The following is a 24839-nucleotide window of genomic DNA, read 5'->3' on the forward strand; positions in this document are numbered from 1 at the left end:
CACCACGCACTCCGCCGTCATTCTCCGCGAAGGCGGGGAATCCAGTACGCCGAGGCGTCTCGATTCAATCACTGCCGTCACGGCGTACTGGATCGCGCTTCTACTGCTTTGCGCTCGGCAACAGCTGCGGCAGAAATCCGCGCGTGACGCCCGGCGGCACGGCATCGAGCCCGAGCACCGCGCTCGCGGCCGGCAGCGCCGCATCCGCCATCGCCGCATGCCCTTCCGCGCTCGGATGCACCGCGCCGCCATAGACGGCGGAGAGCACGCCCCAGGTCGCGTCGTGAATGTCGGTCGGCTGGCTCGCCGCCGGCAATCCCTGCGGATAGGTCATCGCGGCAAAATAGCTGTCATTGGCGTCACGGATCCAGCGCGCGCGGGGCAAATAGGCGCGGTATTCCGAGGCGCCGCGGCCGCACAGCATCGGCTGGCTCGCCGCGCTCACGATATCAGGATTGAAGCTCTGGCCGTTCTCCGCAAAGCAGCTGCGGTCGAATTCGGGGTCGTTGCCCGAATGGGCGCAGAAGCCGTGATCGGCGAACGCCGCCTGATGCGCATCGACGAAGGTCATGCGGTCGGCTTCGGGATCGCGGCACAGCGCGCCGCGGCTGCAGGTGGCAAGCCCCTTCAGCTGCGGCAAGAACTCGGTATCGACGAAGGTCGAGACGCGGGCAAGGCGCTGCGGATCGGCGTTGAAGGCCGGATGTATGTCGAAGCCGGCCCGGCCGCCGCGGCAGGGTACGCCGCCGTCGGCGAGCGCGGGGTTGGCGTAGGAGACATAGACGACATGCGAAAGGTCGCCGCCGACCAGCGGCTTGAGCGCCTCGCGCAGCTTGACGAAATTCTGCGGCAGTTCGCGCGCCAGCGCATCGCGGGAATCGTCGACGCTCGCCATCACGCCGGAGCGGCGGAACAGCGCGCGCTCGGTCGCGGTCTCGACGATCACGTCGGCGACGAGGCCGGAGAAATAGACGTCGTTGGCGCCGACCGAGAGCAGCACGAGGTCGAGCGTGCGATCGGGCTGGCGCTTCTTCGCCGCGGTGAGCGCCTCGCGCAACTCGGCGACCTGTGCGTTCACGCTGGTGTTGCAGACACCGGTCTTGCCGGGCGGGCATTCGCGGGCGCGCTGCGAGCCGAGCAGGCCGTCACCGATGCTGGCGCCGGTGCAGGCGAGCGGCAGGTAGGTCACTGCGATGTGGGTGTAGCGCACCGCGAGTGCGAGGGCGGTGCGCGTCTGGTAGCTGTAGAGCGAGCGGTGGCAGGGCGAGTTGAACCAGAGCGCGCTGTAGCGCTGCCAGTTGGCGAGCGTGTCCGGCGCCTCGCAGGCGCGGCCGCCTTTGAAGCCGTGGCGGCTCGGCCGGTAGTACTGCGCACCGGCGGTGCCCAGATAGGAGCGGAAGCAAAATCCTTCGTCCGACAGCGCCAGTGGCCGGTCCGGATTGCCTTCGCCGGACGCGATGCTGTCCCCGAGGCCGGCGACGAAGATGTCACGCACCTGGATCTCGGTCTGGACGCGCTGGGTCGGATCGGAGCCGGAGGAGACGTCGACGGTCGCGACCGTCTGCTTGCCGTAGCGGACGCGCAAATTGATCGGCTCGGCGCAGTCGAAGGTCGATTGCTGCGGCCCGTCGCCGTCGTCGAACGACCAGGCGCAGGTGGCGCCGACCGGCACCGCGCCAACGAGACGGACGGTGACGGGGTGATCGATCGGGGTGAGGTAGTTTTCCTTGGTGTTGTCGCGGGTGCAGGGCTGGTTGACCCGGCCCTGGAGGTCGATGCAGAGCCGATTGACCATGTTGCGGGCCCACCCGCGGCCTTCGCTCTGGAGCTCCAGCGATTGCTCGGCCGCCAGGATGCTGCGGTTGCGCGCGTTCTCGACATGGAGCAGGAAGTCGCGCTCCTCGCGGAACAGCCGGAAGCGGTTACGCACCTCCCAATTGATCTGCAGGGCGCCGGCGTCCTGAGCGCTCGCGCGCTCGGGCGGCATGGCCGTCAGAATCCCGGCAAGCAACAGGGCGCCTGCGGAGAGGGTACGAAGGAATACAGGGGTCATGGCCCGCGTCTTCAACGGCAAAGTTGAGGCGGAAATAAGAGAGCATTGCTCCGCCGCCCGCAACCCCTCCGGGTCCAGATCGTGGCCTACCGCTTGTTGGCCTGGCGCAGTATCCGCTCGCGCTCCATCGGCGTCACCTGCTTGGGCAGATTGGCCTGCGCGCAGGCCTCCGCCAGCCGCCGCCGCTCCTGCCAGGGCTCGACCACGTTCATCCAGAGCTCGCGCGTGCCCATGATGGAGATGGCGAGGCCGAACGGGATCACGAAATAGAGGATGCGGAACACCAGCAGCGTCGCCAGAAGCTGCTCGCGCCCGAATTCGGGCAGCGCCAGCAGCATGGCGGCATCGAACACGCCGATCGAGCCGGGGGCATGGCTGGCGAAGCCGAGCAGCGTCGCCAGGATGAACACCACGGCCAGCGACATGAAGTCGATCGGCGGATTGGCCGGCATCAGCAGGTACATCGCCGTGGCGCAGAAGCCGAGATCGACCACACCGATCAGGATCTGGACCAGCGTCAGCGGCGCCGACGGCAACACGACCTTCCAGCCCTTCTGGCCGAGTTCGCGCCGCTTTTCGCCCATGCAGAGCCAGACCAGATAGGCACCGATCGAGGCAAGGCCGCCGAGCGCGATCAGCCGATTGATCGAGGAGGGGAGCTGGTCCATCGAGGACGCCGCATCCGGATGGATCGCCATGCCGATCGAGAGCACGAAGATGTTACCGAGCCAGAAGGTCAGGCCCGACAGGAAGCAGATCTTGGCGACGTCGATCGCGTTCAGCCCGTAATCCGAATAGATCCGGAAGCGGATTGCGCCGCCGGTGAAGACCGTGGCGCCGATGTTGTGGCCGATCGAATAGGACGTGAAGCTGGAGAGCGCCGCAATGCGGTACGGAACGTGCTTCTTGCCGATCGTTCGCAGTGCAAAAAAATCGTAGAAGGTCAGCGTACAGAACGCGAAGAACACGCAGATCGCCGCCAGCCCGATGCTGCCGCGGGGAATCTCGGTTAACGCAGTCAGGATGACCCCGGTATCGATGCCCTTGAGGGTCCGCACCAGCGAGGTGATCGCGAAGGCGATAATGAAGATGCTCGCGGCAACTCCGAGCCGTCGCCAGCCGATCCATCTCTTGAAGCCGCGTTTCAGCGCGGGCAGCAGTCCGTGCATTCATCCTCCCGGCGGGGGGCAAGACCGACCCGGCCAGACATTGGCCAGTCGGGTACGATCACGGCCAAAAGCAGGCATCGATCGCTGGGCATGATCCAGCTCATTTAAGGCAAAAACACCGGCTTGTGCAGCCCTTGACAACAATTGGTTCTGCGTCGGACCGGTCACTTTTGTCATACGCGGTTCACATCGGCGGCGCGTTAAGCATATGAGTCGTGAAACCGGCTCGGCCCCGCGCGTTTCGTATGCCGACATGATTTCAGATGCCGGCGCCGTCCGCATTGTTCCAGCGCAAGCCAGCCGGGTCTTTTTTGGAACGTCGATACCGCGTGCTCGTTGGGGCCCCATCAGCAACCGAACATGGTGGAATAAGCGGCTTTTCGTGCAAGCCGCTGCCTTCGTGTTCCACAAAACCGGAAGAGGACGGAACGATGGGACTGTTCACAAAAGACATCAAAACCATGAACGACCTGTTCGTGCATCAGCTCCAGGACATCTATTACGCCGAGCAGCAGCTGACCAAGGCGCTGCCGAAGATGGCCAGTAAGGCCACCGATCCGCAGCTGAAGCAGGGCTTTTTGACGCACCTCGAAGAAACCAAGCAGCACGTCGCGCGGCTCGAAGAAGTGTTCAAGATGCACGGCGTCCCCGTGAAGGCGGTCGACTGTCCGGCGATCGACGGCATCATCGAGGAAGCCGACGAGACCGCCGGCGAAGTCGCCGACAAGGCGGTGCTCGACGCCGCCCTGATCAACGCGGCGCAGGCCGCAGAACATTACGAGATCGTACGCTACGGCAGCCTGATCGCCTGGGCCAAGCAGCTCGGCCGCAACGACTGCGCGACCGTGCTCGCCAAGACGCTGGAGGAGGAGAAGGCGACCGACCAGAAGCTCACCAAGCTCGCAGAGAGCAAGGTGAACCTGCGCGCGGCCAGCTAAGCTTAGGCTTGACCAGCATGGCGCCGCGCGGTGTCCGCGCGGCGTTTGCATGCATTACGTCATCGTTCGGTCGTTATCGAAGCATGACGGCAGGCTAGAAGCGTATATTCCGCATGGGGCTGCAACCGAGGTGGCAGCATGCGCGCGAGCACCATCAAATATGAGACCTTCGACCACGGAGCCGGCGTAGCGCATGCCGGTTCGCGTCTTGCGACCTCGCTCACGCTCGCCGCGATGAGCCTCGGGTACGGCGTGGTGCAGCTCGACGTCACCATCGTCAACACCGCGCTCGATGCGATGGGCCGGACGCTCGGTGGCGGCGTTGCCGAGCTGCAATGGGTGGTCAGCGCCTACACCATCGCGTTTGCCGCCTTCATCCTGACGGCAGGCGCGCTCGGCGACCGCATCGGCGCCAAGCGCGTCTTCATGGCGGGGTTCGCCATCTTCACCGCGGCTTCGCTCGCCTGCGCGCTGTCTCCCGATGCGACCGTGCTGATCGGCGCGCGGCTGGTGCAGGGGCTGGCGGCGGCGATCCTGGTGCCGAATTCCCTCGCGCTGCTCAATCATGCCTATCCGGACGACCGCGCGCGCGGCCGTGCCGTCGCGGTCTGGGCTGCCGGCGCGAGCCTTGCGCTCACCGCCGGCCCCTTCGTCGGCGGCGCGCTGATCACGCTGGTCGGCTGGCGCGCGATCTTCCTGGTCAATCTGCCGATCGGGCTCGCCGGCCTGTGGCTGAGCTGGCGATACGCCAGCGAGACCACGCGGGCCCGCTCGCGCGAGATCGACCTGCCCGGCCAGCTGGCCGCGATCGGGGCATTGGGGGCGCTGGCCGGCGCGATCATCGAAGGCGGTGCGCTCGGGTGGGATCATCCGGTCGTGGTCGCAGCCTTCGTCGGGGCCGCCGGTCTCGTCGCGCTCTTCATCTGGCGCGAGAGCCGCGCGGCGCAGCCGATGCTGCCGCTGTCGCTGTTCGGCCACCGGCTGTTCGCGCTGACCTCGCTGGTCGGCCTGCTCGTCAACATCGCGATCTACGGCCTGATCTTCGTGCTCAGCCTGTACTTCCAGCGGATCAACGGGCTGTCGGCGTGGTGGACCGGGCTCGCCTTCGTGCCGATGATGGCGGCGGTGCTGCCGGTCAATCTGCTGGCGCCGCGCCTCGCCGAGCGCATTGGCCCGTGCCCGACCATCGTCGTCGGTGCCAGCGTGTCGGCGGTCGGCTGTCTCGGCCTGCTGTGGATCGAAGCCGACACCAGCTATTGGGCGATCTGCGCGCAGATGATCGCGATCAGTGGCGGACTTGGGCTGCTGGTTCCGCCGCTGACCTCGACCTTGCTGGGCAGCGTCGACAAAGCGCGCTCCGGCATCGCGGCGGGCGTTCTGAACGCGACGCGGCAGACGGGCAGCGTGCTCGGCGTCGCGCTGTTCGGCTCACTGGTGGCCGCGGAGGGGGCGTTCATGGCGGGCCTGCATCTAGCGCTGGTCGTGTCCGCGTCCGTCCTGCTGCTCGCCGCCATCGCGATCGGCCTCGGTGCGCCGGCGCGAGGATGAACAATCCGAGTGAATGAACACATCTTCCGTTCACCATTGCCGCAACAGGCGCGTAGCCGGTTACCACCTGTCCATATTGATCGGGTCAAGTGCGGGTCCATCAGAGGCCTGCGATGCATCAAATTCTCTACTGTCTCACCGAAGAGCACGATTGGCGGCTCGTCGCGCTTGGCGGCGCGGTGTGCCTGCTCGCCAGCGCGGCGGCCATCAGCCTGTTCCACCGGGCGCGCGCGACGCAAGGCGTCGGCCGTCTGGCCTGGCTCGGCCTCGACGCCGCTGTCAGCGGCTGCGGCATCTGGGCGACGCATTTCATCGCGATGCTGGCCTACGGACCGGGAGGCGCGGGCGCCTACAACATCCCGGTGACGATCCTGTCGTTGGTCTTTGCGATCTCCGTGACCTTCGTGGGGCTGAGCATCGCCGTGTCGTCCTCGCGGGCGGTCGGGATCGTTCTCGGCGGCGCCATCGTCGGCACCGGTGTCGCGGCGATGCATTACACCGGCATGGCGGCGCTGGAGATACCGGCGCGCGTGGACTGGATCGGAAGCACGGTCGCCGCCTCGGTGCTGTCAGGAATTGTCTTTGCGGCACTTGCACTGTTCGTGGCCGCGCGGCGCGACGACCTCTTCCATGCGCTGACGGCGACGGTCCTGCTGACCGTCGCTATCGTCGCGCATCATTTCACCGCAATGGGCGCGGTGCTGCTGACGCCGGATCCGACGCTCGCGATCGGCGGTCTGTCGATCCCGCCGGCGTCGCTGTCCTTCCTCACGGCCAGTGCGGCGGTTGCGATCATCGCGATCGCGCTCGTGGCCGCGCTGCTCGACCGCCGCGCCAGGAGTGAATTGGGCGCCCAGCAAATGGTGCTGGATACGGCGCTCGAGAACATGTCGCAGGGTCTGTGCATGTTCGACGCGGACGGCAAGGTCATGCTGTTCAACGAGCGCTATGCCGCCATGCTCCGCCGCACCGACATTGCGCTGACTGGCCGCCTGCTGGTCGACGTGCTCAGGGACGAGCAGGCCAAGGGCCAGTGGCAGGGCGACGCGGATGAGTTCTTCGCCCGCCTCGTGGCCGACGCGCGCGAGGGGCGCACCACGACCGACATCGTCAGCCGGTTCGGCCGCTCCATCCGGGTCGTCAACCAGCCGATGCAGGGCGGCGGCTGGGTCGCGACCTTCGAGGACATCACCGAATGGCTGGAGGCGCAGGCCAAGATCTCGCACATGGCGCGCCATGACGCGCTGACCAGCCTGCCGAACCGCGTGCTGTTCCACGAGCAGCTCGAGCAGGGACTGCGCCGGACCAGGTCGGGCGATCAGCTCGCGGTGCTGTGTCTCGATCTCGACCACTTCAAGGACATCAACGACTCGCTCGGCCATCCCATCGGCGACGCGCTGTTGAGGGAGGTCGGCCGCAGGCTGAAGGCGACGGTCGGCGAGAGCGACACGGTGGCGCGACTGGGCGGCGACGAGTTCGCCGTGGTCCAGATCGGCCGCTCCGAGGAAACCGCTGCGAGATCGCTTGCCGGCCGCCTCGTCGAGGTCATCTCGGCGCCCTACGAGATCGACGACCATCAGATCGTGATCGGCGTCTCGATCGGCATCTCGCTGTCGCCGCAAGACGGCAGCGATCCGAGCGAATTGTTGAAGAACGCCGACCTCGCGCTCTACCGCGCCAAGGCGGATGGCCGCGGCACCTATCGCTTCTTCGAGACCGGCATGGATGCCCGCGCGCAGGCGCGGCGCCTCCTGGAAATGGACCTGCGCGCGGCGGTGCAGCGCGACGAGTTCGAGGCGTATTATCAGCCGATCCGCGACGTCGCCAGCGGCCGCGTCGTCGCCTTCGAGGCGCTGCTGCGCTGGAACCATCCGCAGCGTGGCCTGATCGCGCCCATCGACTTCATTCCGCTGGCCGAGGAGACCGGACTGATCGTCCAGCTCGGCGAATTCGTGCTGCGCTCGGCCTGCACCGATGCCGCCACATGGCCGGACGATGTCGACCTCGCCGTCAATTTGTCGCCGGTGCAGTTCAAGAATCCGAACCTGATCGCATCCGTGATCGCGGCGCTCGCAGCTTCGGGACTTGACGCGCGCCGCCTCGAGCTCGAGATCACCGAATCCGTGCTGCTGCAGAATAGCGAGGCGACGCTGACCACGCTGCATGATCTGCGCGCCATGGGCGTGCGCATCTCGCTGGACGATTTCGGCACCGGCTATTCGTCGCTGAGCTATCTGCGCAGCTTCCCGTTCGACAAGATCAAGATCGACCGCTCCTTCGTGTCGGAGCTGGCGACGCGCGAGGATTCCATGGCGATCATCCGCGCCGTGACCGGTCTCGGCCGCAGCCTCGGCATCGTCACCACCGCGGAAGGCGTCGAGAACGACGCGCAGCTCGAGCTGCTCAGGCGCGAGGGCTGCACCCAGGCGCAGGGCTATCTGTTCAGCAAGCCGCGGCCCGCCTCCGACGTGACGATCATGCTGGGTCGCCCGCGGCTGCTTGCATCGGCTTGAGGACCCTATTGTTTGAGCATGATCTATTCGGAAAACCGCTTCGCACTTTTCCGGATGATGCTCTAGCCGCGGCGCAGGGCGAAATGGGCGCCGCAGAATGCCATGACGGCGCCGAGGCACAGCGCGGCGAGCCCGGCCAGCACGCCCGAGACGGTCGGGACCGGGCTCGGCGCCGAGGCCACCTGGCCCGCACCGGCGAGCAGCAGCACGCCGACCGCGATCAGGAACTGCCGCATCCGTTGCGGGATCTGGCCGTCGGCGGCGCTCTGCATCAATGTCGCCGTGAAATAGCCGCCGGAGAAGCCGACCGTCGCGATCAGCCACCACGCGATCGCCGCGCCCGCGGGTATGAACTCGTGCGTGTCGGAGCGCCAGAGACCGCCGAGGTCGAGCCCATAGCGCGCGCCCAGCATGTGCACCGCGAGCGCGAGCAGCACGCCCGATATCACGGCGGCGCCGAGAATCAGGCGGCGCGGAAAAAAGGTCGTCTCAGCCATGCCTCGCTTGTAGGATGGGCGAGGGCGATCGCGCAAGCGGATCGCGGGCGGGATTGATGAATCGAGATGCAGGTCTTGGAAGCCGAGGTCACGTCAGTCACGAGCTATGCCTATAAGGCGTCGCTGATCGGCTCGGCGCATCGCTTCGAGCTGACGGAGCAGGGGCTGTCCTGGCACATCGGCGGCCGCACCTCGTTGTGGCCTTATGACGAGATCAGCGCGATCCGGCTGTCGTTCCGCCCGGTGTCGATGCAACAGCACCGCTTTCGCGCCGATGTCACTCACAGCAGCGGCCGCCGCATCGCGATCCTGTCGACGAGCTGGCAGACCGCGGCACTGATGGCGCCGCAGGACAACGGCTTTCGCGCGTTCATCCTCGCGCTGCACGCCCGGATGGCGAAGGCGGGCAGCCGCGCGGTGCTGACGGCGGGGCTCGGCCGCACGGCCTATGCGGCGGTGCTGGCGTTCCTGGCGGTGCTGACGGTGGCGATGGCGGGCCTGTTGATCCGCGCCCTCGTGAGCGGCGAGTTCGCCGGCGCGCTGTTCATCCTCGGCTTTGCCGCGCTGTTCGCCTGGCAGGTCGGCGGCTTCGTCCGGCGCAACCAGCCGCAGAGATACAGCTTCGATCAGGTGCCGAAGGCCCTGCTGCCCTAGGTGCAATCGGCCGCAATCAAACGTGACTTCGCGCAACCGCGCCGATGCCGCATCGTGCCGCCATGTCAGTCATGGACCGCAGCACGCGTCTGCCGACGGCAGACGAGATCGCGGGAATCAACCGCACCCATCTGATCGAGACGCCGCTCCGGCCGGCCGACCTGCTGTTCATGTTCGGCACCCGCGAGGACGTCGGCTTGCGCGCAGACACCGCCGCGCGGCTGTGGCGCGAGGGCTATTTCCGCTGGTCGATTGTCAGCGGCGGTGTGACGCCGGGCTCGGAGCAATCCGAGTGCACGGTCATCAAGGCTGCGATGATTGCGGCGGGCATTCCGGCGGACCGGATCCTCGAGGAGCATCGCGCGATGAACACCGGCGAGAACGTGATCTTCTCGCTGCCGATCATCGATGCGGCGCTGAGCCTTGCAAACATCCGCAGCGTGATCTGCCTCGGCAACACCTGGACCGCGCGGCGCTATCTGACGCTGCACCGGCACTGGCCGGAGGTGACGAAGATGCTGCTCACCGTCGACAGCTTTGCGACGCCGCGCGCGCTCTGGCACACCGACGCCGAATTTTGCCGCCGCATGCTGCACGAATGGGACAAGATCGAGCTGTACAGGGCGAAGGGCTTTATTGCGGAGTGGCCGGAGGCCTGAGAGGCCTCCGCGAGCTACTCCGTGGAGTCGAAATCCTCTTCCTTGGTGCCGAGCAGCGAGACGATCGTGCGCAGGCCGGAATCGAGCTGCTCGAAGGTGGGCGGCGCGAGGGCGAGGCGCACCGCGTTCGGTGCATGGCCATGGGCGATCGCGAAGGTGGAGGACGGCGTCAGCGCGATGCCGCGCCTCGCTGCTGCTCCGACGAAGGTCTGGGAGCGCCAGTGCGGCGGCAGCGTCAGCCAGAGATGATAGGAGCGCGGATCGGCCGCGTGCTGGTAGCCGGCCAGCAGCCTTGCGGCGGTCTGCTGCCGCCGCGCGGCGTCGATGCGCTTCAGCCGCGTCAGCTCGGCGACGGTGCCGTCGGCCATCAGCCGCTGCCCGGCCGCCAGCGCATGGCCGGAGGCGATCCAGCCGCCGGTGCGCACCGCGCTCATCACGCTCTCGCGCAGGTGAGGCGGCGCGACGAGGATGCCGAGCGCAAGGCCCGGCGCGACCTTCTTGGACAGGCTGTCGATCACGATGCAGCGGTCCGGGCCGAGCGCGGCGAGCGGCGTGTCGTCGGCGAGGAAGCCGTAGACGGTGTCCTCGATGATGGTGAGGTCGAGCTTTTCGGCGACGCGCATGATGTCGGCGCGCCGCGTCGCGTTCATGGTGACGCCGAGCGGGTTCTGAATGATGGGCTGCAGATACAGCGCCGACAGATGCGCCTCGCGATGCGCTTTCTGGATCGCATCGGGACGTGCGCCGAATTCGTCCATGGGAATCGGGACCAGCGTGATGCCGAGCCGCGCCGCGATGCTCTTGACGTAAGGGTAGGTCAGCGCTTCGACGCCGCAGCGGCCGCCGGTGGGGACGAGCGCCGCGAGCGCGGCGGCGAGCGATTGCTTGCCGTTGGCGGTGAAGACGATCTGCTCGGCCTGCGGCGCGAAGTCCTTGCGCGCGAGATAGGCGGCGGCCGCGTTGCGCGCGCTCTTGGTGCCGGTGCTGGTCGAGACGCGCAGCGCGGATTCGAGCGCGTCGACGCGCTCGAGCCCCGCAAGGCTCTTGGCGATCATCGCCCATTGCTGCGGCAATAGCGGATAATTGACCTCGAAATCGATCCGCGCATCGCGCGGCTCGCTCAATGCTTCGACCTCGCGCCTGATGTCGCCGGAGATGAAGGTGCCGCGGCCGACCTCGCCGACGACGAGCCCGCGACGAAGCAGCTCCGTATAAACCCGGCTCGCGGTCGAGACCGCGATGCCACGGTCATAGGCAAAATTGCGCTGCGGCGGCAGCCGATCGCCGGGCCTTAACGTGCCGTTAGAGATATCCGAGGCAATGGCATCGGCAAGCTTCACGTACTCGAACTTTGACATTATTGCACCGAGAGCAATGTTTTACTTGCTCCGAGCAGTGTACTGGAGCATTTAAGTTCCATCAAGTTCCACGATTGAGCCGAGGAGAGCGAGAGCAATCCGACGGCAAATGAGGTGCAGACGCTGACGGCGTCGGCGCCAACGGCACCTGCTTCGCCGCGCGGGACAACAGGCCGGAGAAGAAACATGACCACGATCTCGCAAACTGCCGGGCGGAGTTTACGCCCATCCTCAACGGGCGGATTTTTTGCAACGCTCGCCCAGGGCGCCTATGCGCTGTTCAACCGCCTCGAGCGCCGCTCGGCGGTGAAGACATTGAACGAGCTCGACGACCGCGCCCTGCGTGACATCGGGATCACGCGCAGCCAGATCGAGGACGCCGTCTACGGGCAGGTCAAGGCCGAACTGACGCGGTATCTGTGAGGCGAACTCTCTCGTGTCCCGGACGCGCTGCAACGCGTAAGCGTTGCTGCGCAGAGCCGGGACCCAGAGGGCCACAACGCGTGCTGCCACATGGGCCCCGGCTCTGCAGCGCACCGCCGAAGAGGCGCTGCGCTGCGTCCGGGGCACGAGACCTTTGTTCAACGATAGACATGGTTCGTCATCCTCGCGGCGCAGCTCGCCCGAGCTTTGCTTCATCTCTTCACCCTCATAATTGAAAGAGGGCGCAGGGAAGGCCGGGAGCCGGCTGGCACCCGCGGTCCACTGTGCGATGTTGCAGTAAGGAAATCTGCACAGCGGCATACAGGTGTAGCCAGGACATCCCGGCCTTCCCTGCGCAGTGGCTTTACGGCTTATGTCGTGCTCTCCCCGGGGAGCGTTGCACTATTGCCCCCGTCGCCTTGCGGATGGCTGACGGATGCGTCCGGTTGGACGACACCCATCACCGCAACACTTGACGCACAGACCCCGGGCGTCAGGACCACACGGTTTTGCCGTACGCCGATCACACCGGTCGTGTGCGCGAGGTCTTCGCTCACGGTTACCCGCCCTGCAAAACCCTTCGCGCCGATGTGACCCACGTCCACCGCCGCCCGGCCCGCGTTCGTGACGATCGCGATACGCCCCTCTTCCTTGGGCCGGGTTGTCGCGACACATACGTGATTTCCGAATTTCGGTAAAGTGGAATATTTTGGCCACCGCACGTTGACCGATAGACGGTGTGTTTTGCCCGTCGGGCAACGCAAGGTCTGGTAGCTCGCGTGTCCCGGACGCGCTGCAACGCCCTTCGCGTTGCTGCGCAGAGCCGGGACCTAGCAGGCCACGCAATCCGCCGATGCATGGGCCCCGGCTCTGCAGCGCACCGCTGAAGTAGCGCTGCGCTGCGTCCGGGGCACGAGAGCGGAGTTTCCGACGCACACCAGCATCGTCACACTCGCAATGACGGGAATAGGTCAGAGCCTAGTGCCTCACCACCAGCACCGAGCACTTGGCGTAGCGCACGACGTGTCCGGCGTTGGAGCCGAGGAAGTAGGTGCGCATTGCCGGCCGGTGCGAGGTCATCACGATCAGATCGGCCTTCATGTGCACGGCTTCCTCCAGGATCTCGTGGTAGATGCCGCCCTGGCGCACCACGCTGGAGATGCGGGAAGCCTCGATGCCGGATTCGCGTGCGACGATGGCGAGGGCTTCTTCCGAGGTCTGGCGCTGCTGCTCGTCGAAATCGGCCGGCACGTATTCGGCCAGCATCACCGGCGTCATCGGCAGCACGTTGAGCAGGCGCACCTGGCCGCTCCAGGTCTGCGACAGCGTTGCCGCGGTCGCGATCGCCGGCTTGGCGAGGTCGGTGTCGGCGAGGTCGATGGGCACGAGGATGGACTTGAACATCTGCGCCTCCAAATCTTCCAGTCAGCAACTTTTGCCGGTCGTCGCGATCATCCCGATCGAAGCAGCTTGGGGCTGGTGAACAGCACCAGCTTGCCGCGGCGGTAGGCCACGTCACCCCAATCCTTGACGTCAAAATCGAAGATCGCAAGCCCCGCGGTGGGCAGATTGTCAGCGAGCGCCCTGGCGCCATCAGGATCGCCGCCGCCCATCAGCATCAAGGCGGCCTCGTGCATGCCGGGATTGTGGGCGACCAGCAGCAATTGCTTCGGGTCGGCCGGGGCGGTTGCGGTGCGAATGGACTCCAGGATCTGCGCGGGATCGGCGCCGTAGAGCTCCGGCAGGATCTCGACCTGCGGCGTCGGGACGCGGTCCTTCATCGCCTCCCAGGCGATGTCCCAGGTCTGCCGGGCCCGGACGGCGTGCGACACCAGCACGGTCTCGGGGAAGGGCGGGTGGGCGGCGATCCAGTCGCCGATCCGGGCGGCATCCTTGTGGCCGCGATCATCGAGCCGTCGGTCCTGGTCACGGCCGCTCGGCGCGTCGGTCTCGGTCTTGGCGTGACGCAGCAGCATCAAACGGCGCATGGCATTCTCGAATCGTTACGGTCGCTGATAATGTACAGACGCGGGTGAGGACAAGGTGACAAGCGCCCGCTCAGTCCTCTAAGAAAACGGCATGAGCGAGACTTTCACAAGCGTGTCCCAGGAAGAAGCCGGCTTTCGCGACCGTGTGCGGCTGTCGTTCGATCTCGACGCCGACATCTGCGTCATCGGTGCCGGGCTTGCCGGGCTCTCCATCGCGCTGGAGGCGGCCCGGCTCGGGGCCAGCGTCGCGGTGCTCGAAGGCCGTCATATCGGCTGGAACGCCTCCGGCAACCAGCTCGGCACTGTGCTGCCGGGCTTTGCGCTGCCGCTCACCGACCTGATCGAGCGCATCGGCTTCGAGGACGCGCGTGAATTGTGGACGCTGTCCAAGGAGGGGGCCGAGTTCGTCCGCGCCAACGCCACGGAAGAGAACATGCCGGGGATCGCCCCGAGCAATGGCGTGCTGGAGGTCTCCAACGTCGACGCCGGCGACCGTCTGATCAGCCGGTTGCAGATGCTGAACGAGGATTTCGACACCGAGGTCGAAGGCTGGCAGGTCGATCGCGTCCGCGAGGTGCTCAGGACCGATCGCTATTTCCACGGCGTGTATTATCCCAAAGCGTTCCAGGTCGACGGCCGCAAATATGTGCACGGCCTTGCGGCGCTGGCGCGGCGGGCAGGCGCCCGCATCTTCGAGGACACGCCGGTCGTCAGCATCGATCATTCCGGCATCCGCAAACGCATCGTCACGCCGTCGGCGCGTATGCGCGCGACCCACATCGTGCTTGCCGGCAACATCCATCTCGGCGCGCCCTTGCGGCGCCTGTCGGAGACGCTGCTGCCGGTCTGGCGCTATGCCGGCATCACCGCGCCGCTCGGCGAGCGCGTGCACGAGATCATCGCCTTCAAGGGAGCGGTGATGGATTCCGACGGTGTCGACCATTTCCGCATCGTCGACGGCGACCGGCTGATGTGGGAGAGCCCGGAGACCACCTGGGCCGCGCGTCCGCAGCGCTTTGCAGGCAGCGTCAGGCGGCGGATACGTACGATCTTTCCGGAGCTCGGCAATGTCGAGGTCACTGATATGTTCGGTGGCGCCACCGGCCAGACCGTGCACGGCATGCCGCAGATCGGCCAGTTGCGCAAAGGCCTGTGGGTGGCGAGCGGGTTCGGCCGCCAGGGCATGAACACCTCCGCCATGGCCGGGCAGATGATCGCGCGCAGCATCCTGTGGGGGGATGAGCGCTGGAAGCTGTTCTCGCCGTTCGAGCTGGTCTGGGCGGGCGGCGCCACGGGGCGGGTCGCGGGCCAGCTGGTCGGGATCTGGGGCAGGGCGAGTTCCGCCGCCGCAGGCTCGCTCGCCCGCTACCGCGAGCGTGCCAGGGTCAAGGACAGGGAGCGCGAGGCGCGGCTTGCCGAGGCCAACCGGGCCGCCGGCACTGGTCCGCGCCGCCCACCGTCCGGCGTCAGGCCGCGACCGGCCCCGCCGCCGAAACGCCCGGCCCGGGAGGCAGAGCAGGTTGTGGAACCGGCCTCGCATGATGGCGCCGTCTCCCAATAAGTTAAGAGAAATTCCGCCCGGACGTGTAACTTCGGCCGACAGAAGCCCGTATCTCAGGGCGTGGATTGCCCGCGCACGGAGAATGAGATGTTTGACCGCCGCATCCTGTTGACGACTGCCGCCGGCCTGTTCGGCCTTGGGGCCTTCCGCTGGCTGAGAGCAACGCCCGCCGAGGCTGGCGAGAAAGCCGCGGAAAAGTTCGAGATCACGAAGACGGAGGCTGAATGGCGCGCCCAGCTCACGCCGCAGCAATATGAGATTCTGCGCAACCACGGCACCGAGCGGCCCGGCTCCAGTCCGCTCTTGAAGGAGCACCGCAAGGGGACCTTCGCCTGCGCCGGCTGCGACCTGCCGCTGTTCGCGTCCGAGACCAAGTTCGAGAGCGGTACGGGCTGGCCGAGCTTCTACCAGCCGATCGAGGGCAATGTCGGCAAGACCGAAGACCGGGCCTACGGCATGGTTCGCACAGAGGTGCATTGCCGGCGCTGCGGCGGCCATCTCGGCCACGTCTTCGACGACGGTCCGAAGCCGACCGGATTGCGCTATTGCATCGACGGTTTCGGGCTGGTTTTCCACCCCGCGGCGGCGTCAGCGACGTAGAGTTTACCTTGTCATTCCGGGGCGGTCCGTAGGACCGAGCTATGGTGCGCGCTTGCGCACCTGAGAATCTCGAGGTTCTCAGGTACGCAATTGCGCACCAGAATTCGATGCTGACGCTCGCTCCGGAGCGACGATGTGTCCCGGCAATTGTTGCCGGTCCCGGCAAATGTGCCCCGGTCATCAGGCTGGGGCTTTTTTGTTAAGTCATTGTTTTTCTGAAGATACCCGCATTGGCATAGCCCTTGCGACTGTCTCCTCCGACTGCGGCCATGTCGACCCGCCGCCGAGATCGGATTTGGAGACAAAGTTATGGGTATCTTCGATGCAATGAACACCTCGGTGGGTGGCCTGCAGGCGCAGTCCTACGCGCTGCAGAACATCTCCGGCAACATCGCGAACTCATCCACCACCGGTTACAAGGGCATCGGCACCAGCTTCGTCGATCTCATCCCCGACTCCTCGGTCCCGAGCAAGCAGGTCGCGGGCGGCGTGACGGCCAACGCCAAGGCCACCATCACCACGCAGGGCACGATCTCGGGCTCCACCGTCGCCACCAACATGGCGATCACCGGCGACGGCTTCTTCTCGATCCAGAAGGCGAGCGGCGTCGTCGACAACGTGCCGGTCTTCACCGGCGTCACCTATTACACGCGGCGCGGCGACTTCCAGCTCAATGCCAACGGCAATCTGGTCAACGGCGCCGGTTATTACCTGATGGGCGTCACGGTCGATCCGAAGACCGGTAACCCGACCGGCAGCGTGGCAAACGTGCTGCAATTCCAGAACAACTTCATTCCGGCGCAGGCGACCACCTCGATCCAGTACGCTGCGAACCTGCCGACCCAGCCGAACACGGTGGCGAAAACGACCGCGTCGAGCGGCACGCTGCTGGCGGCCGGCGGGCTGAACCCGTCCGATTTCGCAGCCAACCCGCTGCCGGTCGGCACACCTCCCGCGCCCTATGCCAACGCATTGGTGTCCGGCGCGGCTGCAACCGGCAACGTCCGTTCGGCCTACTCGTCGACGACGGGCACGGGCACGGTCGCACTCCAGAACAATTCGTCGGCGGTGGCCTCGACCACCACATCGCTCGATAACGCGGTCGGCACGCATCTCGCCTCCAGCATCCTCACCGCCTTGAGCGGCCAGACGCTGACCATCAATGGCAACACCATCACGTTCAACGGCGGCACGACGGTCTCGACCGTCGGCAACAACACCACGATCGGTCTCGGCGCGGGCACCACGGCGACGGTCGCGGACATCCTGAACGGGATCCAGACTGCGGGCGGCGCCGGCGTCACGGCCTCGCTCTCCGCCAGCGGCAACATCGTGATCTCCAGCGGCACCGGCACCGACGTGGCGGTCGGCAGCGGTACGGCCGCCACCGCGCTCGGCATCAGCAGCGTAACCCGCGGCGGCAACGTGCTGTCCTCGCCCGCGATCTCGGGTGCAACGGTGCTGAGCGGCAGCGCGACCGCCGGTGGCGCCCAGGTGCTCTCGTCCGGCTTCGCCGCCGGCGATACCATCACCGTCAACGGCCAGACACTGACTTTCGTCTCGCCGCCTACGGTTCCCAGCGCCGCTCAGATCCTCACCACCGACAACGTCACGACTCTGCTCGGCAAGATCGACGCTCTCTCCGGCGCCTCGGGATCGTCGGTCAGCAGCGGCGGCGTCATCACGCTGAACACCGGCACCGTCTCCAACCTCTCGGTGTCCAGCTCCAACAGCGCTGCCTTCTCGGCGCTCGGCTTCACCTCGACCATCACCAAGAACCGCGACGGCGGCGGCACCGCCGGCACCGGTGGCGTGATCGGCAACGACATCGCGACCTTCACCAAGGAATCTATCAGCGGCGGCGCGGTGACCGCCTACAACGCCGCCGGCACGCCGGTGAACCTGCAATTGCGTTGGGCCAAGACCGACAGCGCCTCGCTGGGCGCGGGTCATTCGGATAGCTGGAACCTGTTCTACCAGACCGATCCGAACGCCACCGGCACGACCGTCGGCTGGGTCAATACCGGCCAGACGTTCACCTTTGCCAGCGACGGCTCGCTGACCTCGCCGAGCGGCTCGGGCATCACCATCAACAATGTCAGCGTCAGCGGCCAGTCGCTCGGCTCGGTCGCCTTCAACATCTCCTCGGGCGGACTGACGCAATATGCCAGCACCAGCGGCGCGGTGACCATCAACACCATCACGCAGAATGGCTATGCCGCCGGTCAGCTTCGCTCGGTCGCCGTCAACAACAACGGCATCGTGGTCGGCACCTTCTCCAACGGCCAGAACCTCAACCTCGCTCAGGTTCAGCTGTCGCACTTCAACGGCACCAATTATCTGAAGGCGATGGACGGCGGTGCCTATGCCGCGACCGAGCAGTCGGGTGACGCGATCGACGGTGCTTCAGGCACCATCAGCGGCTCGTCGCTGGAGGGATCTAACACCGACATCGCCGACGAATTCACCAAGCTGATCGTGACCCAGCAGGCCTATTCGGCCAACACCAAGGTGATCACGACTGCGAATTCGATGGTGCAGGACCTCTTGAACGTGTTGCGCTGATCGGCGCGTAACGTAACCAAAGGCGGCAAGTAACATGGGTTTGAGTTCAGCCCTCGCCAGTGCGATGAGCGGTCTGCGTGCCAACCAGGCCGCGCTCTCGATCGTTTCCTCGAACGTCGCCAATGCGCAGACGCCGGGTTACGTCGTCCAGACCCCGAACCAGATCGAGGTCACCACCGGCGATTTCGGCTCGACGGCGATGACGACCGGCGTCAGCCGGGAGCTCGACACCTATGTGCTGAACCAGCTGCGCACCGAGACCGGCGGCAGCGGCTACGCCGATCAGATGGCCAACATCCTGAAGCAGCTTCAGAATGTCTATGGCACGCCGGGCAACAGCGGCACGCTCGAAACCGCGCTGAACAAGTTCACCACGGCGCTGCAGGCGCTGTCGACCAGCTCGGGCGCCTCATCGGCGCAAACCGTGGCGCTCGGTGCGGCGCAGGCGCTGGCCACGCAGCTCAACGTCACCACCAAGGGCATCCAGTCGCTGCGCTCCAATGTCGAGCAGGATCTCGGCAACTCGGCGCAAGCGGCCAACGTCGCCATGCAGCAGATCGCCGACATCAACACCAAGCTGCAGGGCCTGTCGGCCAACGATCCCTCGGCCGCGACGCTGATGGACCAGCGCGACCAGGCCATCAACACGCTGTCGAAATATGTCGACGTCCGCGTCACCACCGACGGCTCGAACCAGGCCAACATCTACACCACGACGGGCATCCAGCTCGTCGGCGCCGGGCTCGCCTCGCAATTCACCTTTGCTTCCGCCGGCGCGCTGTCGGCGACCTCGCTCTATAACATCGATCCGGCCAAGTCCGGCGTCGGCGCGCTCAACATCGTGCTGCCGAACGGCTCGAAGGTCGACGTGGTCGCCAACAACGTGGTCTCCTCGGGCCAGATCGCAGCCGATCTGAAGCTGCGCGACGAGACGCTGGTGCAGGCGCAGAACCAGATCGACCAGCTCGCTGCCACGATGTCGAGCGCGCTGTCGGACAAGACCACCGCCGGCACCACGGTGTCGGGCCCGCCGGCCGGCTTCGACATCGACCTTGCCGGGGCGCTGCCGGGCAACACCGCCACCTTCACCTACACCGATACGGCGACCAACACGAAGCGCCAGGTCACCCTCGTCAACGTCACCGATCCGGCGGCGCTGCCGCTGCAGAACGCCACCAACGCCAATCCGATGCAGATCGGCGTGAACTTCTCCGGCGGCATGGGCGCGATCGCTTCGGCGCTCAACACGGCGCTCCCCACCTCGCATTTGACGTTCTCCGCCGCGCTGCCGCCGGCGAGCGCCACGACGCTGCGGATCACGGACGACAACAGCAGCCTTGCCAAGGTCAATTCGTCCTCGATCACCAAGACGATCTCGTCGCTGACCTCGGGCAATCCACAACTGCCGCTGTTCACCGACGGCGGACAGGCGCTCTACACCGGCGCGATCACCGCCTCGGGCTCGCAGATGACCGGCCTTGCCGGACGCATCGCCGTGAACACGCAGCTGGTCAACGACCCGACCAGGATGTCGGTGTACAACACCTCGCCGGTGACGCCTTCGGGTGACACCGCGCGTTCGGACTATCTCTACTCGCAGCTCACCTCGGCGGTGTTCTCCTATTCGCCAACGAGCGGTCTCGGCTCGGCGAGCCAGCCCTTCACCGGCAGCGTCTCGAACTATCTGCAGCAGTTCCTGAGCGTCCAGGCCAATTCCGCGACCCAGGCCACCCAGCTCCAGCAGGGCCAGAGCGTTGTGGTCTCGACGCTCCAGGCCAAGTTCGACTCGACCTCCAAGGTCAATCTGGACTCGGAGATGTCGAACCTGATCCAGCTGCAGAATGCCTATGCCGCCAACGCCCACGTCATGTCGGTGGTGCAGAGCATGATGAATACGTTGCTCCAGGCTCAAGTGTAACAAGTAACAGGGCTCTGAAACATGTCGATCAGCAGCATCAACTACTCTTCGTCGATTCTCGGCTCGCAGATCCGCAACATCAATCAGCAGCTCACCGACCTGTCGACGCAGCTCTCGACCGGCAAGCTGTCGCAGAACTATTCCGGGATGGGCACCAACGAGGGCTTTGCAATCGCCGGGCGCGCGCAGCTCTCCAACATCGCCGCCTATACCGACACGATCACCAACGTCAATGTCAGCATCAACCTCGCCAATACCGCGCTGCAGTCGCTGACCAAGATCCGCAGCACGGTGCAGACGGGTGCGGCCAACACCGCGCAGGATCTCAACGTCAACGGCCAGACCATCGCGCAGAACACCGCCGCCGCCCAGTTCGGCTCGATGGTCGGCGTGCTCAACACGCAGACGGGCAACCGCTATCTGTTCTCCGGAACCGCCGTCAGCACGCAGTCGGTCGCGGATGCCGGCGACATCATCAACGGCACCACGACGCAGGCGGGGTTCAAGACCGTGATGGCGGAGCGCCAGGCCGCCGACCTCGGCGACGGGATGGGTCGTCTGGTGCAGTCGACGCTGCCGTCGGGCGCGATACAGGTGTCCGAGGACGTTGCCGGTTCGCCGTTCGGTCTGAAGATCTCGGCGGTCTCCTCGACACTGACGGGCGCCACCATCACCGGTCCGAGCGGCTCGCCGGTGTCGTTCTCGGTCAATCTCAACGGCGTCAATCCGAACAACGGCGACAAGCTCAGCGTTCAGTTCACCTTGCCGGACGGCTCGACCGAGCAGATCGACCTGACCGCCTCGACGGCTACGCCGACCCCGGTGGGCAGCTTCGCGATCGACGCAAGCACCCCCGTCAACCCGGCCAACACCGCGACGAATCTCAACACGGCGTTGAACACCGCGATCAAGAAGCTCGCGGGCACCTCGCTGGTGGCGGCATCCGCGGTCACGGCGGGCGACAATTTCTTCAACACCGCCAGCTCTGCGATCGGCGCGCCCAAGACCAGCCAGGCGGGCCCACTCGTACCGATCAGCGGAGCGACGGCGCTGTCCGGTGCGAGCCCCACGGACTCGATCTCGCCGGGTTTCGTCGCCGGCGACACCATCACCGTCAACGGCACCACGCTGACCTTCGTGGCCTCGGGCGCGACCGGCAACCAGCTCAACGTCGGCGACAGCGTCCAGACGCTGATGAGCAAGATCGACGCGATCACGGGGACGTCGAAGCCGTCGACAATCCATGGCGGTTCGATCACGATCAACACGGACGATGCGGCGAGCCTGAACATCACGAGTTCGAATACCGGCGCGCTCGGTTCGCTCGGCTTCAGCGCGACGCCGGTGACCGCGACGCAGCCGCCGCTGCGCGTCGGCTCCTCGCCCGCGAGCTCGGCGACGACGCTGGTCAACGGCTCGGCCAACACCGTGAAGTGGTACACCGGCAATGACGGGCCCGGCCCGGCGCGCTCCACCGCGATGGCGCGGGTCGACGATTCCGTCACGGTGCAGTACGGCGCCCAGGCGAACGAGGACGCGATCCGCCGGCAGCTGCAGGCAATCGCGGTGTTCGGGACCTTCTCGACCTCGCCGACCGGGCAGTATTCGGGCGGGCAGGTCGCCGCGCTGAGCCTGCGCACCACCCAGGCGCTGACCCAGCAGCCCGGCCAGCAGCGCATCGAGGACATCCAGACCGACATCGCGATGGCCCAGAACACGATGAAGGACGCGAGCACGCGCCAGACCCAGGCCAAGGCGCAGCTCCAGACCATCATCGACCAGGCGGAATCGGCCTCGCCGGACGAGGTCGCGAGCCAGCTGCTGGCGCTGCAGAACGCGCTCCAGGCGTCCTACCAGGTGACCTCGAACCTCGCGCAGCTGTCGCTCGTCAAGTTCCTGTAAGGATGCGTTAAGGCGCCGTTAACCATGCCTCTTTACCTCTTGGTGAGGATTGGAGCGGGGCGGAGCTGCCGATGTCGGACAGGATGCAATTGGTAGTGGCAACGCCGTGCTTCGGCGGGCAGGTGTCGAGCATCTATGCGAGCTCGATCTTCGCGCTGCAGCGGGCCGTGCACGGCATGTCCAATCTCGAGCTCAAGGTGCTGCTGCGCGACGGCGATGCGCTGATCACCCGCGCGCGGGCCAATCTGGTCGCGATGTTCCTGGACGATCCCAGGGCGACGCATTTCCTGTTCATCGATGCCGATATCGGCTTCAAGCCGGAGCAGGTGTTCAGGCTGATCGAATGCGGCGCGGACGTCGTCGCCGGCTGCTATCCGATCAAGCGGGTCAATTGGGATAAGGCAAAGCGTGCGATTGACGCCGGCCGCACCGACGTGCCGGCCGCCTCGCTCGATTACGTGCTCGAGATCGAGGACCCCGATCGCATCGTCGTGGTCAACGGCTTCACCCGGGTGCGTTATGCGGGCACCGGCTTCCTGATGATCCGGCGCCAGGCGCTGGAGGCGATGTGCCGCCATCCGGACTATGCGGCCTTGCAGTTCTTCCGCGAGCATTCGCACGATACGCTGGCGGCGAGCCAGAACCGTTTCGCGCTGTTCGAATGCATGATCGATCCGGCGACCGGCACGTATCTTTCCGAGGACTTCGCCTTCTGCAAGCGCTGGACCGATATCGGCGGCGAGATCTGGGCCGATATCCAGAGCTCGCTCGATCACGTCGGGCCGTCGGTATTCCACGGCGACATCGCCTCGCAATTCGCGCCGGCGCCCGCGGCGGCGGCCGATGCGGCGTGAGCCTTCCGGGATGAGCGCCGGCGCATCCCGTCTGTCAGGTCAGGAGCGCGCCCCCGACGGCGGCTCGCGTTATCGCCTGCGCGATCTCTTCACGCCACTGGACACGCTGCTCGTCTCCGGCGGTGATCCGCGGCTGGCGCTCGACGCCAGCGATCGCGTCAACGGCTATGGCTGCGCGGCTTCGCCGGAGCCGGAGATCTGGAATTTCGCCTCCTCGACCGCATCGACGATCTCGCAAATGGCCTACGACCGTGCCGCGCTGGCGCGCGAAGAGCTGATGCACAAGTGCCTGTTCGACGAGGTCGAGGTCGCCTTCGATGCGCGCTGCGAGGACATGCGGGACGAGCTGCGCGGCCATCTCCAGCTCTCGCCGCGCGTCGACGTCGTGTTCTCGCCCTCCGGCACCGACTCCCAGCTCCACGCCCTGTTCCTGGCGCGCGCGGTGCTCGGGGCGCCGCCGGTGACGATCGTGGTCGGCGCCGACCAGACCGGAAGCGGGACGATCCACACCGCCCGCGGCCACCATTTCAGCTCCATGACGGCGAGCGGCCTCGCGGTTCGCAAGGACGGTGCGGTTGCGGGGCTCGCCGGCGCCTGTCTCGCATTGCCGCTGCTCGGGACCGCGCCGGGGATTGCGATGCGCGCGGACGCGGATGCCGCGGTGCTGCATGCGATCGAAGCCACGATCGCGCAAGGCGCGCCCGTGCTGCTCCAGATTATGGATGCATCGAAGCTCGGCTGGCGCGCACCGAGCGCGGCCTGTCTCGACGAGATCGCGCGGCGCTGGCCGCGCAAGGTCCAGATCGTCGTCGACGCCTGCCAGGCCCGGCTCGGCCGCCGCCGGCTGCGCTCTTATCTCGACCGCGGCTATATGGTGCTGATGACAGGCTCGAAATTCTTCGGTGGGCCCGCCTTCAGCGGCGCGGTGCTGGTGCCGAAGGGCCTTTCGCGGTCGCTCGACCGGGTCGAGGGGTTTGCGCCTGGTATCTTCGACTATGCCGGCCGTTGCGATTGGCCGGTGGCCTGGACGGCGCTGCGTTCGCGCTTCGAACGCCGTCCGAATTTCGGTCAATGGCTGCGCTGGGAAGCGGCGTGGCCGAGATCGGCCGCTACTACGCCGTATCAGGGGCTTTCCGCGCCGAGATGCTCGCCGAGCTCGCCGCCGGCATCGACAGCATGATCGCGCTGTCGCCCTCGCTTCGCCCCGTCCCATCCGCGATCGGGACCGCCGGCGTGGATGATGAGGAATTTGCACAAACCACGATCTTTCCGTTCATTCTGCTGCGCGACGGCAAGCCGGTCTCGATCGCCGAGACCGCGGCCGTTCATCGGGCGCTGGCGCGTGACATGAACGAGGCGATCGGCGGCAGTGCGGCGGACCGGCAGGTCGCCGTGCAGCGCTGCCTGATCGGCCAGCCGGTCCGGCTGGAGCGGCAGGACGAGGCACCGCAGGCCGTGCTGCGCCTCTGCGTCGGCGCACGGCTCGTGACCGAGGCCTGGTCGCCGGACATGGCGCAGGCGCAACGCAACGTGCAGCAGATTCTCGATCGCATCGCCCATGTCCTGGTAAAGATCGAGCTGCTGCTCGACCGTGGCGCGGTTGCGGCCGTGCCGGTAAACTCCGCGTTCGAGGTGTGAG

At 66.3% G+C, this 24839-nt stretch carries 18 protein-coding genes and 1 pseudogene; 13 read left to right on the top strand and 6 right to left on the bottom strand.

Translation table 11 applies throughout. The features are described 5' to 3' along the window. Positions 1-100: 100 nt before the first annotated feature. On the bottom strand, positions 101-2053 hold the full coding sequence (locus GDN70_RS14155; protein ID WP_028143275.1) for a hypothetical protein: 1953 nt from the start codon (positions 2051-2053) through the stop codon (positions 101-103). Positions 2054-2139: 86 nt separating this feature from the next. Continuing rightward, positions 2140-3222, bottom strand: coding sequence for a YbhN family protein (locus tag GDN70_RS14160; protein ID WP_028143274.1), 1083 nt, complete (start codon positions 3220-3222; stop codon positions 2140-2142). 431 nt (positions 3223-3653) lie between these two features. On the opposite strand from GDN70_RS14160, the gene GDN70_RS14165 reads away from it, so the two are divergent. The 3 genes from GDN70_RS14165 to GDN70_RS14175 all read left to right on the top strand — a co-directional run bounded on the left by GDN70_RS14165 (position 3654) and on the right by GDN70_RS14175 (position 8221). Next, the gene (locus tag GDN70_RS14165) at positions 3654-4160 is read left to right on the top strand and encodes a ferritin-like domain-containing protein (RefSeq protein WP_028143273.1); all 507 of its coding nucleotides are present in this window, start codon (positions 3654-3656) and stop codon (positions 4158-4160) included. Between the two features lie 138 nt (positions 4161-4298). After that, positions 4299-5708 carry an MFS transporter gene (locus GDN70_RS14170; protein WP_152102687.1) on the top strand — a complete coding sequence of 470 codons (1410 nt, stop codon included), beginning with the start codon at positions 4299-4301 and terminating at the stop codon, positions 5706-5708. 113 nt (positions 5709-5821) lie between these two features. After that, the gene (locus GDN70_RS14175; protein ID WP_152102688.1) at positions 5822-8221 is read left to right on the top strand and encodes an EAL domain-containing protein; all 2400 of its coding nucleotides are present in this window, start codon (positions 5822-5824) and stop codon (positions 8219-8221) included. A gap of 62 nt (positions 8222-8283) precedes the next feature. Here the strand turns inward: GDN70_RS14175 and GDN70_RS14180 are convergent, their stop codons facing one another. Then, positions 8284-8718 carry a hypothetical protein gene (locus tag GDN70_RS14180; RefSeq protein WP_028144325.1) on the bottom strand — a complete coding sequence of 145 codons (435 nt, stop codon included), beginning with the start codon at positions 8716-8718 and terminating at the stop codon, positions 8284-8286. Positions 8719-8784: 66 nt separating this feature from the next. Between GDN70_RS14180 and GDN70_RS14185 the strand changes: the two genes are divergently transcribed. After that, on the top strand, positions 8785-9372 hold the full coding sequence (locus tag GDN70_RS14185) for a hypothetical protein (protein WP_028144326.1): 588 nt from the start codon (positions 8785-8787) through the stop codon (positions 9370-9372). Between the two features lie 62 nt (positions 9373-9434). Next, positions 9435-10031 (top strand): YdcF family protein, encoded by a 597-nt coding sequence (locus tag GDN70_RS14190; protein WP_173015809.1) that lies wholly within the window; start codon positions 9435-9437, stop codon positions 10029-10031. 14 nt (positions 10032-10045) lie between these two features. Here GDN70_RS14190 and GDN70_RS14195 read toward each other — a convergent pair whose 3' ends face one another. Further along, the gene (locus tag GDN70_RS14195; protein ID WP_038951240.1) at positions 10046-11389 is read right to left on the bottom strand and encodes a PLP-dependent aminotransferase family protein; all 1344 of its coding nucleotides are present in this window, start codon (positions 11387-11389) and stop codon (positions 10046-10048) included. A 186-nt stretch (positions 11390-11575) separates the two neighbouring features. On the opposite strand from GDN70_RS14195, the gene GDN70_RS14200 reads away from it, so the two are divergent. After that, the gene (locus GDN70_RS14200; RefSeq protein ID WP_026201826.1) at positions 11576-11812 is read left to right on the top strand and encodes a DUF1127 domain-containing protein; all 237 of its coding nucleotides are present in this window, start codon (positions 11576-11578) and stop codon (positions 11810-11812) included. A 978-nt stretch (positions 11813-12790) separates the two neighbouring features. Here GDN70_RS14200 and GDN70_RS14210 read toward each other — a convergent pair. After that, positions 12791-13216: a universal stress protein gene (locus tag GDN70_RS14210; RefSeq protein ID WP_026201824.1), complete on the bottom strand. Its 426-nt coding sequence runs from the start codon at positions 13214-13216 to the stop codon at positions 12791-12793. Between the two features lie 47 nt (positions 13217-13263). Next, positions 13264-13800 carry a histidine phosphatase family protein gene (locus tag GDN70_RS14215; protein WP_028144328.1) on the bottom strand — a complete coding sequence of 179 codons (537 nt, stop codon included), beginning with the start codon at positions 13798-13800 and terminating at the stop codon, positions 13264-13266. Between the two features lie 91 nt (positions 13801-13891). On the opposite strand from GDN70_RS14215, the gene GDN70_RS14220 reads away from it, so the two are divergent. From GDN70_RS14220 to GDN70_RS14255, 7 genes and pseudogenes are all read left to right on the top strand, one after another. Beyond that, complete coding sequence (locus tag GDN70_RS14220; RefSeq protein ID WP_028144329.1) at positions 13892-15361, top strand: FAD-binding oxidoreductase; 1470 nt, start codon at positions 13892-13894, stop codon at positions 15359-15361. Positions 15362-15448: 87 nt separating this feature from the next. After that, the gene (gene msrB, locus GDN70_RS14225) at positions 15449-15961 is read left to right on the top strand and encodes a peptide-methionine (R)-S-oxide reductase MsrB (RefSeq protein ID WP_028144330.1); all 513 of its coding nucleotides are present in this window, start codon (positions 15449-15451) and stop codon (positions 15959-15961) included. A 309-nt stretch (positions 15962-16270) separates the two neighbouring features. After that, a complete protein-coding gene (locus tag GDN70_RS14235) occupies positions 16271-18526 on the top strand; it encodes a flagellar hook-basal body complex protein (RefSeq protein WP_028144331.1) in 2256 nt (751 codons plus the stop codon). Between the two features lie 34 nt (positions 18527-18560). After that, positions 18561-20444 carry a flagellar hook-associated protein FlgK gene (flgK, locus tag GDN70_RS14240; protein WP_152102690.1) on the top strand — a complete coding sequence of 628 codons (1884 nt, stop codon included), beginning with the start codon at positions 18561-18563 and terminating at the stop codon, positions 20442-20444. Between the two features lie 21 nt (positions 20445-20465). Beyond that, a complete protein-coding gene (locus GDN70_RS14245; protein WP_152102691.1) occupies positions 20466-22346 on the top strand; it encodes a flagellar protein in 1881 nt (626 codons plus the stop codon). Positions 22347-22417: 71 nt separating this feature from the next. Continuing rightward, positions 22418-23200 (top strand): hypothetical protein, encoded by a 783-nt coding sequence (locus GDN70_RS14250; protein ID WP_028144334.1) that lies wholly within the window; start codon positions 22418-22420, stop codon positions 23198-23200. Next, positions 23190-24838: pseudogene (locus GDN70_RS14255) on the top strand (hypothetical protein). The gene GDN70_RS14250 and the pseudogene GDN70_RS14255 overlap by 11 nt, the downstream one beginning before the upstream one ends. The last annotated feature ends 1 nt before the right edge of the window (position 24839 follow it).

It is taken from the genome of Bradyrhizobium sp. TM102 (genome assembly GCF_009176685.1).
GTDB lineage: Bacteria > Pseudomonadota > Alphaproteobacteria > Rhizobiales > Xanthobacteraceae > Bradyrhizobium > Bradyrhizobium ottawaense.

Coding starts and splice junctions, on each gene's coding strand:
- msrB (WP_028144330.1), top strand. CDS start 15,449: ATGTTTGACCGCCGCATCCTGTTGACGACTGCCGCCGGCCTGTTCGGC.
- GDN70_RS14215 (WP_028144328.1), bottom strand. CDS start 13,800: ATGCGCCGTTTGATGCTGCTGCGTCACGCCAAGACCGAGACCGACGCG.
- GDN70_RS14195 (WP_038951240.1), bottom strand. CDS start 11,389: ATGTCAAAGTTCGAGTACGTGAAGCTTGCCGATGCCATTGCCTCGGAT.
- GDN70_RS14190 (WP_173015809.1), top strand. CDS start 9,435: ATGTCAGTCATGGACCGCAGCACGCGTCTGCCGACGGCAGACGAGATC.
- GDN70_RS14180 (WP_028144325.1), bottom strand. CDS start 8,718: ATGGCTGAGACGACCTTTTTTCCGCGCCGCCTGATTCTCGGCGCCGCC.
- GDN70_RS14175 (WP_152102688.1), top strand. CDS start 5,822: ATGCATCAAATTCTCTACTGTCTCACCGAAGAGCACGATTGGCGGCTC.
- GDN70_RS14200 (WP_026201826.1), top strand. CDS start 11,576: ATGACCACGATCTCGCAAACTGCCGGGCGGAGTTTACGCCCATCCTCA.
- GDN70_RS14165 (WP_028143273.1), top strand. CDS start 3,654: ATGGGACTGTTCACAAAAGACATCAAAACCATGAACGACCTGTTCGTG.
- GDN70_RS14160 (WP_028143274.1), bottom strand. CDS start 3,222: ATGCACGGACTGCTGCCCGCGCTGAAACGCGGCTTCAAGAGATGGATC.
- GDN70_RS14210 (WP_026201824.1), bottom strand. CDS start 13,216: ATGTTCAAGTCCATCCTCGTGCCCATCGACCTCGCCGACACCGACCTC.
- GDN70_RS14170 (WP_152102687.1), top strand. CDS start 4,299: ATGCGCGCGAGCACCATCAAATATGAGACCTTCGACCACGGAGCCGGC.
- flgK (WP_152102690.1), top strand. CDS start 18,561: ATGGGTTTGAGTTCAGCCCTCGCCAGTGCGATGAGCGGTCTGCGTGCC.
- GDN70_RS14250 (WP_028144334.1), top strand. CDS start 22,418: ATGTCGGACAGGATGCAATTGGTAGTGGCAACGCCGTGCTTCGGCGGG.
- GDN70_RS14220 (WP_028144329.1), top strand. CDS start 13,892: ATGAGCGAGACTTTCACAAGCGTGTCCCAGGAAGAAGCCGGCTTTCGC.
- GDN70_RS14235 (WP_028144331.1), top strand. CDS start 16,271: ATGGGTATCTTCGATGCAATGAACACCTCGGTGGGTGGCCTGCAGGCG.
- GDN70_RS14185 (WP_028144326.1), top strand. CDS start 8,785: ATGCAGGTCTTGGAAGCCGAGGTCACGTCAGTCACGAGCTATGCCTAT.
- GDN70_RS14245 (WP_152102691.1), top strand. CDS start 20,466: ATGTCGATCAGCAGCATCAACTACTCTTCGTCGATTCTCGGCTCGCAG.
- GDN70_RS14155 (WP_028143275.1), bottom strand. CDS start 2,053: ATGACCCCTGTATTCCTTCGTACCCTCTCCGCAGGCGCCCTGTTGCTT.